Consider the following 13,219-nt stretch of genomic DNA (forward strand, 5'->3'; position numbering starts at 1 on the left):
CCAGCGACGCGCCTACGGCGAGATAACTATCAGCGATCTTGAAAGGATCAACCGTGGATTTTTCTTTTACTGAAGAGCAGCTGGCCTTCCGCGAAACGGCCAGACAGTTTTCCGAAAAGGCTCTGGCACCCTTTGCCGCTGAATGGGATGCCAACAGCGTTTTCCCGAAGGATGCGATTCGTCAGGCGGGGGAGTTGGGTTTTTGCTCGCTGTACTGTGCCGAAGAACACGGTGGCATGGGGCTGTCACGCCTGGATGCCGCATTGGTTTTTGAACAGCTCTCTCAGGGCTGCACGTCCACCACCGCCTTTATCACCATTCATAACATGGCCACCTGGATGCTGACGCGCTATGGCAATGATGCCACCCGTGCACGCTGGGCAGATGCGTTGATGTCGGGTGAAAAACTGGCGTCCTATTGTCTGACGGAGCCTAACGCCGGCTCCGATGCCGCGTCGCTGACAACCACTGCGAGAAAGGACGGTGACAGCTATGTACTGAATGGCGCAAAGGCCTTTATTTCCGGGGCAGGTGATACCGATGTGTTGGTATTGATGGCGCGTACGGGTGGACAGGGTGCTGGCGGCATTTCCTGCTTTGCCGTGCCTGCAGACACGCCGGGGATTTCCTACGGACGCAATGAAGACAAGATGGGCTGGAAAAGCCAGCCCACCCGCGCGGTGATCCTGGAACAGGCGCGTATCCCGGCCGAGTGCCTGATGGGTGAAGAAGGGCAGGGCTTCAAAATCGCCATGAGTGGCCTTGATGGCGGGCGTATCAATATTGCCAGTTGCTCACTGGGCGCGGCCCAGGCGGCCTTGAAGCAAGCGCAGCAGTATGTGCAGGAACGCAAACAATTTGGCCAGGTCATCGGCGATTTCCAGACCGTGCAGTTTTCTCTGGCAGATATGGCAACGGAGCTGGTCGCGGCACAGCAGATGGTACGGCTGGCCGCCTGGAAGCTGGATCACAATCACCCCGACAAAAGCATGCTCTGCGCCATGGCCAAACGCATGGCCACGGACCTGTGTTTCAACGTCTGCAACCAGGCGCTTCAGCTGCACGGGGGCTATGGGTACATCCGCGAATATCCATTGGAGCGCTACCTGCGTGATGCCCGCGTTCACCAGATTCTGGAAGGTACCAACGAAATCATGCGCGTGATCATTGCGCGCAATGTGCTCAAGGATTTGTCGTTTCTGTAAAGAAAAGCCGGACGTCTGGGGTTAGACCTCAGACGATAAAAAAATCGGGTTCAAGCGTCTGGCTTACAACCTCAGACCCTTTACCCAATACGCATCAATATCCGTCCGTATAAGAGGCAGGGAGAGATAACAATGAAAATCGGATTCTTCGGTGTCGGTCATATGGGTGGCCCCATGGCGGCCAACCTGGTCAAGGCCGGCCATGAGGTGATTGCCTTTGATCTGGTGCCCGAGCTTCTCAACGCGGCGGTGGAACAGGGTGCCAAAGCGGCAGACAGTGCCGCGCAAGCGGTGCAGGGCGCTGACGTTGTCATCAGCATGTTGCCGTCGGCGGGCGCCGTGCGTGGCCTCTATCTGGGTGAAGCGGGTGTGCTGAAGCATATCGATGCCAGTGCCCTGATTATCGACTGCTCCACCATCGATGCCGACACAGCCCGTGAGGTGGCCGCCATCGCCAAAGAGCAGGGCAGGGTGATGATCGATGCGCCGGTCTCCGGTGGGGTGGGCGGCGCCAAAGCCGGTACGCTGACCTTTATCTGTGGTGGTCAGGAAGAGGCCATTGATCGGGCACGTACCGTGCTCGAGTGCATGGGCGCGCAGGTCTTTCGTGCCGGGGACAATGGCGCAGGGCAGCTGGCCAAAATCTGTAACAACATGCTCCTCGCCATCCATATGATTGGTACGGCAGAAGCCTTGCAGATGGGGGCAGATCATGGTCTCGATCCTGCGGTGCTTTCCGAGATCATGAAAGCCAGCTCAGGGGATAACTGGTCGCTGGACAAGTACAATCCCTGGCCCGGCGTCATGGAAAATGTGCCGGCATCAAACGAGTATGAAGGCGGCTTCGCCGTCAAACTAATGAACAAGGATCTGGGGTTGGCACTGCAAGCTGCACTAAGCAGCCAGTCGGCAACCCCCATGGGGAATCTGGCGAAATCCCTGTATGCCGCACATGGTAATCATGGCTACGCTGAAAAAGACTTTTCCAGCATTCAGCGTTTTTTTCGACACAAGGAGTAGGGCGTAAGACAGTTAACAGTGAATAACGCGCGTGTGAACACCTTTCAGGCAGGAATGATAAAGGCCGCACCCAAATCGGGCGGCCTTTTTGGTTTTCGCTGTCAACTATCGTCAGCTGGCAGAAGGGATGGGTAGCTGAGGGTAATGCCTATGGTGATTCAGCTCACGATGTGATGAGGGTTGCTGATAGCGCGTATCAAAAAGTAGCGGCGCTGAGGAATCAACGGGATTAGCATGGTCGCTTTAGAAATGTATATAAGTTTAGATCCATCTTTAGATCATGCTTAAGAGAAAAGTAATCCTCTGTAATTCGAGCATTGTAAGCTTGGCTGTAGTTAAACTGCGCGATAGAAGAATCAAGCCGAGAAAGAATGCGCCCCAAATAGCGAATATCAAGACCTCAAAAATTCCAATTTCACATAGTGCTTTTCGCTGCCTGGTGTCTATATTATCCGATTCTTATCGGCACAGCGCGAAAAAGGTAAGAGTCTGCCCAAGCCAGGAAAGATGCACTTGTTAAGCGTTAATTCCATATGTGTACGACTTTGCCGACAATATTTTTTGCAGGAACAGGCCCCCATAATCGGCTATCTGCCGAGTTATCCCTGTTGTCACCCATAACGAAATATGAGTCCTCAGGCACTATCAACCTAACAGAGCGATATGGATTGTTTTCATGGAAATACTGCACTTGGTACGAATTTCCATCCAGGGTTTCTTGATAGATATGCGGCTCACCCATCCGCTTGGTGTCGACGAGTCTGCCATTAATGCGCAGCTGTTTGTTAGAGAATACGATTTCATCGTTTGGTAACCCTATAATTCTCTCTACAAATGCCGGTCTGTCTCCAGGTGGGTACAGAACAAAAATTTCTCCACGTTGTGGTTTTTTTCTTTTATCTAGATCAGTTTCATAAACGGTGATACCAAATGAATCATACAAACCATACCCATGCTTGGAAACCACTATGTAATCGCCAGACTTAAGTGTTGGCATCATCGATAATGAAGGAATTTGAAATATTTCATAAAAAAATGAGCGAAAAAAGAAAATTATGAATAATAAAAAAACTGGAATTGAAAGGGCGCCCCACCAATGATTAAACCATTTTCGTCCATCGTTAAATTTAGTGGCTTTTGCTAATTTATAAGCATGGATTGCACAGATAATAGACAGTAAAGTGGATAGTCCAGAAACCCCAGTGCGCCTTTCCAGATTGGCATCGGCCAACAAGGCTATAATTGAGATGAAAAAATAAAAAAATGCCCACCAATGAGCTGACAAATAAATGAAGGCTGCTGGCCGAAAGAAGAATGCTAGAAAAACTGAAAGCCATTTATTTGGCATGGATTGAAATTCCTTATATTTGGCCTAGCGCCCGCAGAACGCGAGGCTTTGTGGTGGAGGCGGAGCCGCAACGTAAGAGCCGTCGCTGTGCCTGCGATTTTTATGTGCTGAGTCTGGTTGGGCCATATTCACTTTGAACCGCACACATACACCTATCGATTGCCGGCCAGACAATTGCTTTCAATTGGTCAGGATTGCCTTCTGTTGATTTCAGATCTTCCATCGATATATCTATGGCTAGAGGCAATTCTTTATGCTTATTTATTTTTTCAAATAAAACCTTATCGCGGGAAGCTTCGGCATATCGCAAGATAATGCTAACACCTTCAAACGGAGCGCTCGCTAACCAGTTAGGCTTTCTCATTTTTCCATCAAGTTCATCACGTATAGCAAGATCAACAGGCCCCATACCTTTGACCCGACCTTTTGCCTGGCCTATTCCTCCAATAGTTATCAGCTTATCGCTCATGCACTCTCCATTCCGCATAAAGTGCCCAAGGTTAGCCGTCTGCCTGCAGCGCTTTGTTATGCTCACCGAAATGTAAATCTCGGTGGCAGTTTGGACACAGCGCGATAGCATTGGTTACCGTATCTTCGCCACCATCGGCAAGCCGTATTTTGTGGTGAACCTCCAAGTATGGACTTCCATCCTTTTTCCTTTTAAAAGGTGCTGAAGCTTCACACCGCTCACACACCCCTTTTGCCCTAGCTAGAACTTCCGCCACAACGTAGGGATTCCGTTCATAGACATACACGACTACAGGTTTAGTTTTTGGAATTACACTCTTTTGAGAAATACGCTTCTTCCGCTGACCTTCAGTAAGGTTCATTGCATTTTTGACAGCCTCGTCAAAAGATTCACTTAATTCATTAAAGCTGGTTATTCCATTAACAATGGCCAAGTATGATGAATGAAGATTCCGAAGAGATCTGAGAGTTACGCCATTTCTTTTTTCATAGTAAGCAATATGTTTCCACAGCGCCTCTACTGCGTTAGGTAAATATTTGGAATCATTCTCGCTCATAATACGAGCCAAGTAATAACTCATGTCAGGCACGCTTAATGCACGCTTGAACTCTAGGCCTTTCATCATCTTTCCATAGACAGTTATCATTATTTTTGCTGAGTTAATGTTAAGTCGAAACTCTTCGTTTAGCTGGCGAGCACCCTCCGTCTGTGTAAGTTCTTCGTGAAATACCCTCTTGGCTATTACGAAAGCGGCTTCAGTACTCGTCATGTAATCTGACCTCGAAAAGCATAACGTTGCCAACAGGGGCGCCGTTAGGCGTCCCTGTGCTTGGCCTTGTTAGGGGCTGAAGCGGCCCCGCAAGTAGGAAAAGTAACCTTTTTCTTCAGAATTTGGCGAGAAAAGACTACTGACCATAATCGAGTATAAAACCAAATAGGCATCGTCAATGTTCCGGGCATCGAAAGTTGTCCAGTCTGTGCCAGGTCGATCGTCAGTTACCTGAAGGTGGATTCGATTCCTTAACTTTCTCATCGACTCAAGCTTTTCGTAAATTATCTTGGAGCTTCCAAAAAGCCTATGAGATTTTGCGCATTTTATCATGGCGTCAAAGGTCATATGCTTAAGACGCTTCTCAGGAAGCTTACGGTATATCACCGTGTCCACCCTCACATCTTCACCGTCCAACTTCTTTTGGTTTCCTTTGAACGTAATTTTCTCTTCCCACTCAATAGATGTGTGATGGCCGTTCTTTAGGATCAAAAAATGAAGTATCGATTCTATGATGCTACAGCCAACTAGAACTATGGTTTTAATGGACTGGGTGTAGAGAACAGAACTCAGCTTTATGTCCTGTATAACCCTATCCTGAAACTCCATGTATTGAAGATTGTAAGCAAGGTCTTTCTTTAGCTGGTAAACGTGAACGTAGCCATGGCCTTGTTCAATAAGCTTTCCGAGATACGTCTCCAGCCGATGGACAGAGGTTGGATACCAAGGTCCCTGCTGGTCGTCGAATGTCGTGAGCTCAACCATGATCACCCCTAACGCCGCAGACACGCGCTTGTCGCGTGCTCTGCCTTGTTATGAGCTATTTCTCCAACCATTCCACTTCCTTGATGTGCCAAGTTGTTGGGATAAACTTTGCTCTAAACTTCTTACGCTTCGCGGCCCCGGACTCTGTGTATAATAAAGCGAAATGATTTTTGTAAATTTTCACCTCGCTAAATTCTACGCCCTGCTCAACACACCAGGTCGAACCAAACTTTGAAAGCGCAACTCGGTCCAGCTTTTGGTCAATGAATGAAAATATGACCAAGGGGCCGAAGAGAATGGCTGCGCCTCCAAATAAATTGAAAGCCAGCCTCGATTCGTTACTCATGTCCATGGGTACGAAGATACCAACAACAAGAAACATGAGCCCGTACAAGGCCAGCACTATTAAAGGAGCCATTCTCTACTTACTCATAACGCCTAGCACAGCCGCCGAAGGTCGGCCTGCTGCCTATTGTTATGTTTGCTCCACGGCTTTTGAAAGTGTTCGACAGGCATACTGCTTATCACCCCACCGCGTCGCAAACGCTTCGGAAATAACTAACCACGAACTATTGCCCCCATGTGCTCCGTGATGCTCCCCCATGCATGAACAGTTACATTCGTGGCCTATTGCATTCCAACATGCAGGCGCGCACTTCTCCTGCTCTCTATAAGGCTGGATAACATAGACCTTGCCGTATTTATTCAGGCACTTGTTCACAAGGTCATTAAACCATGACTTAGGAAGGCTCCAATATTTCTTATCTTTGATCCATTCTGGATTAATCCGGTGCCCAACCTTCAACCACTCGCGGTTATCTTTCTGATAAGGCGTCCTGACCCGAAGCTTTTCACTCCCTCCTGGCCTGAAAATCACCGGGATAGATTGCTGATTCCACTTTTTCTTTAGCTCTTCATATCGAGCATCTTCCATGCGCTCTCCTATACATAACAGCGTATTAATTAGAACGTTCCGTATAACTCGGTTCTATATAACTCCGGAACCGTAGTCGCTTCCCGTCCGATAAAATCCTGCCATATCAACAGGCTATGACGTAATGGCAAATCTCCTACACGGAGTTATATAGACGCTTCCTTATAACTCCTGGCGGGAATTTCCGGGTTGGATGACAGCAAAGTGCTTGACTATAAAGAGAATTGCAAAGGGGTGTGTATCTGGAAGTCGGCGTTCCGTTGAAAACAGGAAAGCCCTCACTCTGCTTGCGGCCGGTCGTGCTTCCGCTTTTCGGCTACGCCTTGCCGGCACGTTCCCGGTGTGGGCAGCCGGGCCAACAGCAGGGTCGATGTTTTCCGGCGACCAGATTTTCCTGTGCTCGCGGAATGGGCCGGCATGGGTTTTCGCCTTCCAGGCGTCTTCAATCCAGCGCCTTGATGATAAAAAAGCCGAACGCACGAGCGGTGCCGCGCATGAGGGGATCGGCCAGATAGGGGGGCTCGCGTGTTGTGTAGAGCCCCGTGCGGTTCCTGTACGAGGGTGGGCTCCTCAAACCTGATCAAGGCGACGGAACGGTTGCGCTGCTTCCAGTTCAAACGCCAGTTCCAGCAGGGTGCGTTCGTCACCGTGGCGCCCATTAAGTTGAACACCAATGGGCAAACCGTTTTCTGCTTGTCCCAGCGGCAGGGAGATGGCGGGGCTGCCTGCCGCATTGTTGGCCGGGGTGAAGGTGGTATAGCGCAGCAGGCGTTCCAGTTGGGTGTCGAAGTCGACAGTGGGGCCCAGATAACCCAGCTCAGGTGTGGTGTGAGCGAGTACCGGTGTCAGCATCACATCAAACTGGCTGAAGACTTCGGCGTAATGGGCCTGGCTTTTGCGGAGCTGCCGCAGCATGCCCGGGGTCTTCAGGAAGCGTTGCTGATAATAACGGGCAAGGCCGAGGGTCAGCGGGTCCAGTTGCTGCCGGTCGAATCCCTGCGGGAACAGCACGCGACCAAACTTGCTGACGAAAAAGGCCAGCATGGCCCAGTACAGAAGAAAGTCGTCCACGAAGCGTTGCGGCAGATCAATCTGTGCCACATCTACATGGTGCCCGAGGTCCGACAGGCGTTTGGCTGTGGCCTCTACCGCAAGGCGGGTTTGCGCGCAGGTCGGGTCGCCGGCGATGGAGTCCACCATCAGGCCGATGCGCAGGCGCTGTTTCCCCGGGCCACTGATCTGACCAATGGGCGGGAGTTTTCGATTGCGATAGCTGATTTCCGCTTCGGCAAAAAAATTGGCCGTGTCGCGCACCGTACGGGTCAGCACACCATCACTGATGATATTGATCGGCAGGGCTTTACCGGCTTCCTGAGTCACCAGTCTGCCGCGGGTGCATTTGAGTCCCACCAGCCCGCAGGCCGCGGCGGGAATGCGGATGGAGCCGCCGCCATCGTTGCCATGGGCGATGGGAACGGCGCCGGCCGCCACCAGTGCCGCGCTGCCACCGGAAGAGCCCCCTGCAGAATGCGCCAGATGCCAGGGGTTGCGGGTTGAAGGGGTGTGAGCCATTTCCGTGGAGGCGGTGAACCCAAACGCAGGCAGACTGCTTTTGCCCAGCAAGTTGAAGCCCTGGGCCAGGTATTGTTTGGCCAGGATGCTGGTTTTCTTCATGGGCTTGCGTCCCATGGCGGCACTGCCATGGAGAGTCGGAAGTCCTTGTATATCGATATTGTCTTTGATCAGGCTGGGAACGCCTGCAAAGCGGCCGCTGAACGCGTTATCTTTTGCGAGCCGACGTGCGTTATCAAATGCCGCCAAGGTCAATCCGTTCAGTGGTGCAGCCCGCTCAAGCCGCGCAATTGCCGCTTCGGTTACCTCCGTGGCGCTGACTCTGCCTTGCGCCAGTTGTTGTGCGAGTGCGGTGGCATCGCTGGTGCCCAGGGCATCGTCGGTAAAAACATGAAGGTGAGGCTGGCTCATTGTGCGGTCCCGTGGCGTTTCGTTGGCACGAATGTACCATTAAAGGGGCCGAAGAACGTGTGCAACTGGGCCAATCCTTCTGTCGGTCAGGATTTCGCCCGGATTACCCTCTTGTGTTGAGCAAGCAGGTGTCGGGCCAGGTCCGCCAGTTCGGCAATGCTGCTCACTACGGCATCCGGTCGATGGGGATGTTTGGTGGTATCCGGAAAAATCTTGTCCAGCCACGGTTGTGGCCAGCCCGCGCCATTATAGAAAATCGAGGTGATTCCGGCTTCTTTGGCTGCGATTACGTCGGTGGTGCTGTCGCCAAGGTACCAGCAGCGTTCATCGGCAGGCAGTTGCAGTTTTTTCAGCGCTTCAAGCAGCATATCTGGCGCGGGTTTGCGGCGTGCCACATCGCTGCCACAGACCACAGTGTCAAACAGGTCTTCCCAGCCAGTACCATCGACCAGCGCCAGTTCGTGCTCAAGGAAATCCCGTTTGCGGTTGGAGATAAGGCCTGTGCGAATATGGATGGCACGAATGCGCTCGAGTTGTCGGCGTATGTCCGGTTCCAGCGGGTGGACTTCCTGAACGTATTTTTTGTAAGCCGAATCAAATGCCTGGTGCGCGCGGGCTTTGGCTTCCTGATCGCTGCCAAAAAGCACCTCAAAAATGTCAGTCCGGGAAATTTTTCGCTGAGCCACAATCTTGGGGTGAAGCCGGTGATGATCCTTGACGTACATCAGAAGCTTTGCATCTTCTATGGTTTTGGAATCATCGGGATCCAGCAGTCGATCCCAGAGGTCCAGTTCTTCAAGGTGAGGCAAGACATCATCTACAGCGTGATACATCGCGTCGTGGGTGTCGACAAGGGTGGCATGCCAGTCCATCAGGATAGCATCCGGTCGGGCGTGAGGAAGCTGCAGAATACTCATGTCGTTTTTTTTAGGCTCCTGTAATGACGACGAAATCGTTCTATTTTTCCCTCATGGCGAGTCACCTTTAAGACGGTTTTATTTGCACTCCTGCAATCAGAATTTTCAGGTTCGCGTGAAGGTAGTGTGATGGTGTTGTCATTAAATTGCGATACAGGCGTGTCAGCCTCGTGACACCGTTGTTGGTAATGTGTTCATATCACATTCGGACCATATAGCAAAAACGCTTGGGAGCGCGACGGGTTCCGGCAACAGGGATGGCGTTGCGGCAACAAGAACAGAACAGGGATGCATGACTATGGGTACGATGACTCCTCTCCGTGGCCTCGGCGCAGCACTGCTGCTGGCTCCTCTTACTTGCGTGGCAGATTCCTCCTTCGAAGTGTATGGCTTCGGCATGGTGGATTATGTGCAGGGTTTTGACCGTGTTTCACCAGAATGGGAAGACACACTTCGACCCGGGCGTATTCCCTATGATCAAGATGCGGTTGGCAGTGACGGCCAAGCTGTACTGAGTGTGCGCCAGAGCCGCCTGGGCGTGAACGCCAGCACCATGGCGGGAGACAGTGAGCTGACCACCAAATTCGAGTTCGATATGTTTGGTGTCGGCGCGGATGAGGGCCAGACCACGATTCGGCTACGGCATGCCTATGGCGAGTGGAAATCGATCCTTGCCGGCCAGACCAACAGTGTGTTCATGGATGGTGATGTATTCCCCAACGTAATCGATTACTGGGGCCCGTCGGGCATGGTGTTCCTGCGTAATCCTCAAATTCGCTGGACCCCGGTGAATGGGGATTCCACCTTTGCGGTGGCAATCGAGAACCCCGGCAGTGGTGTGGACAACGAAACCAGTGCAGGCCCTGATACTGCTGCTGGAGATGATGAATATCCGGATATTACTGCCCATTTCCGTCAGGTCGGCGATTGGGGGCATTTCCAGGTGGCGGGCATTCTGCGTCAGGTGGGTTATGACACCCCGGGTGGTGATGATGGCAGCCCTGACGACAGCGAGCTGGGCTGGGGGGTGAATCTGACCTCCACCATCAACATGTTTGAAAAAGATCGCATCATTCTGGGCGTGGTTCATGGGAACGGTATTTCCAACTACATGAACGATGGCGGTGTCGATATGGCGCCAGACGGTGATGCCGCTGATCCGGATTACAAGGCGGTGCCGCTGACGGGCATCATCGCCTACTACGATCACTACTGGAACGATGCCTACAGCACTTCGTTTGGCTACAGCTCAACGGAAATCGACAACATGGATTTCCAGGCCGCAGATGCCTTCAACAAGGGCGAGTATGCCTCCGTTAACCTGCTGCATACCCCTAACGACAAAGTCATGATGGGGATGGAGTACCTGTTCGGTAAACGTACCGCCAATGATGGCACCACCGGTTATGACCGCCGGGTGCAATTCAGCGTCAAATACAGTTTTTCCAGCGGCAATCTGCTGTAAGAACAACGAGTCACTCAGAAGGAGCATGAGCAATGCAATATTCGCGTAAGTTTTTCAGCCTGATGTTCGCTGGCATGCTGGCGATGGCCAGCGCCAGCTGCTCGGCGGAAACAGAAGCACCGGCGGCTACACCGGTGGACAGCAAGTTGACCGAGAAAAATATCAACGACGCCCTGAAAAAGGCCTATGACAAGTACAAGGGCCTGAAGGAAGGCGCCAATGCGGATTACATCCCGGCGCTGGCCAAGGTGGACTCCAATATCTTCGGTATTGTGCTGGTTACGGTGGATGGCAAGGTCTACACCGTAGGCGATATTGAATCAGAAGTCTCTATCCAGTCGATCTCCAAGGTCTTCACCATGGCCAAGGTGACTGAAGAGAAGGGGATTGATGCTTTGCCGAAGAATGTGGGTGTGGATGCCACCGGTCAGGTATTCAATTCCATCTACGCTATCGAGCAGCACCAGGGCCATGAAATGAACCCGCTGGTGAACGCCGGTGCGATTACCTCCACCAGTATGGTCTCGGGTAAGAGCTACAATGAGATCTGGAACAAGATTCTTGGCTACTACAGCGATTTTGCTGGCCGGGAACTTACCGTGCTGGAAGATATCTACAAATCCGAAGCGGACACCAACCAGCGTAACCAGGCTATCGCTCACCTGATGTATGCCTATGGCCACATCGAGGGTGATCCGCTGCAAGCGACCGACATTTACACCCGTCAGTGCTCTGTAGGGGTCAATGCCAAAGATCTGGGAACCATGGCGGCGACGCTGGCCAATGCCGGCACCAACCCGGTCACGGGCAAGCAGCTGGTCAAGCCCGAAGATATGCCGGAAATCCTGGCGGTGATGGCGACAGCCGGCCTCTACGACGATGCCGGCAAGTGGCTTTACAAGACCGGCTTGCCTGCCAAGAGTGGGGTAGGCGGTGGTATCATCGCAGTTTCTCCCGGAAAATTCGGTATCGCCGCTATCTCGCCTCCGCTGGATGCCGCCGGTAACAGCGTGCGTGCTCAGAAAGCGATTGCAGATATTTCCGCCGCGTTGGGGGGAAATCCGTACGAGGCCAAACCTTACGGTAAGTAATGAAATACGCAATGCATAACCGGGCAATCCAAACAGCTCGGCAAATCCTGCCCGGTGGCCACGCCGGGCAGGCAACAAGGGCAGCCATGTTGGCTGCCTCTTTTGTTGCGCTGATTCCCCACTCTGTGTTCGCCGCAGACCAGACCTTCGAGTCTGCCAGTACCCCTCCGGAAATCTGGACACCCCCTGCGTTTGATGTGCAACAGTGGGACTGGATTCAGCTGGATACAGGGGAGTGGATCAAGGGGCGGCTCAAGGTGCTCAACGATGAAACCATCGAAATTGACAGTGATCATTTCGATCTGATTTCCATCGACTGGGAGGATGTTGCCTATATCCGTACCGGTCGTACCAAGTCTGTGTTGCTGGATGGCGGTGAGATTATTCTGGGGCGGCTGACAACCGAAAATGGCCGTTTGCACATTGGGGGTGAGCCCGTGGAGTTTGAGCGGGTGGTGGGTATCGCAACGGCCTCCCCCAGAGAGTTTGATTTATGGTCTGCAGATATTTCTGCAGGGGTCAATTTTCGAAGCGGTAACGTTGAGCAGAAAGATGCCAACGCCAAGGCGGTATTGAAGCGCAGGACCGTCAAGAATTACACCAGGATGAGTTATACGGGGAATTACTCGGAGTCAGAATCCGAAGAGCTTGCGAATAATCATACCGCCAGTCTTTCGCACGATTATCGTATTAGCCACCGCTGGTTTTTGCGCCCGGTGCAAGCTGAATATTATCGCGACCCGTTCCAAAACCGTGAGGCCGAGTGGACGGTGGGTCTGGGGGCCGGTTACCAGATATTCGATACCCCTAAACTGGACTGGTGGTTTACTGCGGGTCCGGGCTACCAGCGAACAGAGTATGTCGATGTTGCCGAAGGAGAAGACCGAACCGTATCGACGCCAGCTTTTCTGTTTGGGACTTTCTATGAGCAGGACCTGACGGATGAAATCGAGTTGGAAATGAGCTATCAGGTAACGGTGACAGAAACCGCTGCCGGTAGAGCCAAACATGATCTCTATACTGCACTGGATGTGGATCTCACAGAGCGGCTGGATTTACGCATTTCAGGCACCTGGAAGCGAATCGAAAGACCGCAGCCGGACAGTGATGGTGTTACCCCCCAAAAAGATGACTTTACCGCCACACTGGGGCTGGCACTGGAAATTTAATCTCTCAGTCCAAACGCTGAGCCGCGAGCTAGCCAAATGAGGAGGGTTGCCTCCCCACAGGGTTAGCCGCGGGGCTGAAACTGT

At 52.2% G+C, this 13,219-nt stretch carries 13 protein-coding genes; 5 read left to right on the forward strand and 8 right to left on the reverse strand.

Annotation, left to right across the window (positions count from 1 at the left end):
- The first annotated feature begins 53 nt into the window (after positions 1 to 53).
- Both Q672_RS29215 and mmsB read left to right on the forward strand, forming a co-directional pair.
- On the forward strand, positions 54 to 1,205 hold the full coding sequence (locus Q672_RS29215; RefSeq protein WP_022986064.1) for an acyl-CoA dehydrogenase family protein: 1,152 nt from the start codon (positions 54 to 56) through the stop codon (positions 1,203 to 1,205).
- Positions 1,206 to 1,337: 132 nt separating this feature from the next.
- Entirely contained in the window at positions 1,338 to 2,225 is an 888-nt protein-coding gene (gene mmsB, locus Q672_RS29220) for a 3-hydroxyisobutyrate dehydrogenase (RefSeq protein WP_022986065.1), read from the forward strand.
- Between the two features lie 523 nt (positions 2,226 to 2,748).
- Here mmsB and lepB read toward each other — a convergent pair.
- From lepB to Q672_RS29250, 8 genes are all read right to left on the reverse strand, one after another.
- Positions 2,749 to 3,573 (reverse strand): signal peptidase I, encoded by an 825-nt coding sequence (gene lepB / locus Q672_RS34000; RefSeq protein ID WP_081703666.1) that lies wholly within the window; start codon positions 3,571 to 3,573, stop codon positions 2,749 to 2,751.
- A gap of 100 nt (positions 3,574 to 3,673) precedes the next feature.
- Positions 3,674 to 4,042: an Imm39 family immunity protein gene (locus tag Q672_RS29225; protein WP_022986067.1), complete on the reverse strand. Its 369-nt coding sequence runs from the start codon at positions 4,040 to 4,042 to the stop codon at positions 3,674 to 3,676.
- A gap of 31 nt (positions 4,043 to 4,073) precedes the next feature.
- Positions 4,074 to 4,811 (reverse strand): HNH endonuclease, encoded by a 738-nt coding sequence (locus Q672_RS0117300; protein ID WP_022986068.1) that lies wholly within the window; start codon positions 4,809 to 4,811, stop codon positions 4,074 to 4,076.
- Positions 4,812 to 4,880: 69 nt separating this feature from the next.
- Positions 4,881 to 5,576 (reverse strand): hypothetical protein, encoded by a 696-nt coding sequence (locus Q672_RS29230; protein ID WP_031226736.1) that lies wholly within the window; start codon positions 5,574 to 5,576, stop codon positions 4,881 to 4,883.
- 55 nt (positions 5,577 to 5,631) lie between these two features.
- The gene (locus tag Q672_RS29235; protein ID WP_022986070.1) at positions 5,632 to 5,994 is read right to left on the reverse strand and encodes a hypothetical protein; all 363 of its coding nucleotides are present in this window, start codon (positions 5,992 to 5,994) and stop codon (positions 5,632 to 5,634) included.
- 57 nt (positions 5,995 to 6,051) lie between these two features.
- Positions 6,052 to 6,510: a hypothetical protein gene (locus tag Q672_RS29240; RefSeq protein WP_022986071.1), complete on the reverse strand. Its 459-nt coding sequence runs from the start codon at positions 6,508 to 6,510 to the stop codon at positions 6,052 to 6,054.
- 570 nt (positions 6,511 to 7,080) lie between these two features.
- Positions 7,081 to 8,493, reverse strand: a complete 1,413-nt coding sequence (locus Q672_RS29245) for an amidase (protein WP_022986072.1) — start codon at positions 8,491 to 8,493, stop codon at positions 7,081 to 7,083.
- Between the two features lie 86 nt (positions 8,494 to 8,579).
- Positions 8,580 to 9,410 (reverse strand): HAD family hydrolase, encoded by an 831-nt coding sequence (locus Q672_RS29250; protein ID WP_022986073.1) that lies wholly within the window; start codon positions 9,408 to 9,410, stop codon positions 8,580 to 8,582.
- 298 nt (positions 9,411 to 9,708) lie between these two features.
- On the opposite strand from Q672_RS29250, the gene Q672_RS29255 reads away from it, so the two are divergent.
- Genes Q672_RS29255 through Q672_RS29265 form a run of 3 tightly spaced genes read left to right on the forward strand, consistent with a single transcriptional unit; the run spans position 9,709 to position 13,135 of the window.
- Positions 9,709 to 10,875, forward strand: a complete 1,167-nt coding sequence (locus Q672_RS29255; protein ID WP_022986074.1) for a DcaP family trimeric outer membrane transporter — start codon at positions 9,709 to 9,711, stop codon at positions 10,873 to 10,875.
- A gap of 32 nt (positions 10,876 to 10,907) precedes the next feature.
- Positions 10,908 to 11,966 (forward strand): glutaminase A, encoded by a 1,059-nt coding sequence (glsA, locus tag Q672_RS29260; protein ID WP_022986075.1) that lies wholly within the window; start codon positions 10,908 to 10,910, stop codon positions 11,964 to 11,966.
- Positions 11,966 to 13,135, forward strand: a complete 1,170-nt coding sequence (locus tag Q672_RS29265) for a DUF481 domain-containing protein (RefSeq protein ID WP_081703668.1) — start codon at positions 11,966 to 11,968, stop codon at positions 13,133 to 13,135. Before glsA ends, Q672_RS29265 begins: the two co-directional genes overlap by 1 nt.
- Positions 13,136 to 13,219 lie beyond the last annotated feature (84 nt).

It is taken from the genome of Alcanivorax sp. P2S70, from assembly GCF_000475295.1.
Taxonomy (GTDB): domain Bacteria; phylum Pseudomonadota; class Gammaproteobacteria; order Pseudomonadales; family Alcanivoracaceae; genus Alcanivorax; species Alcanivorax profundi.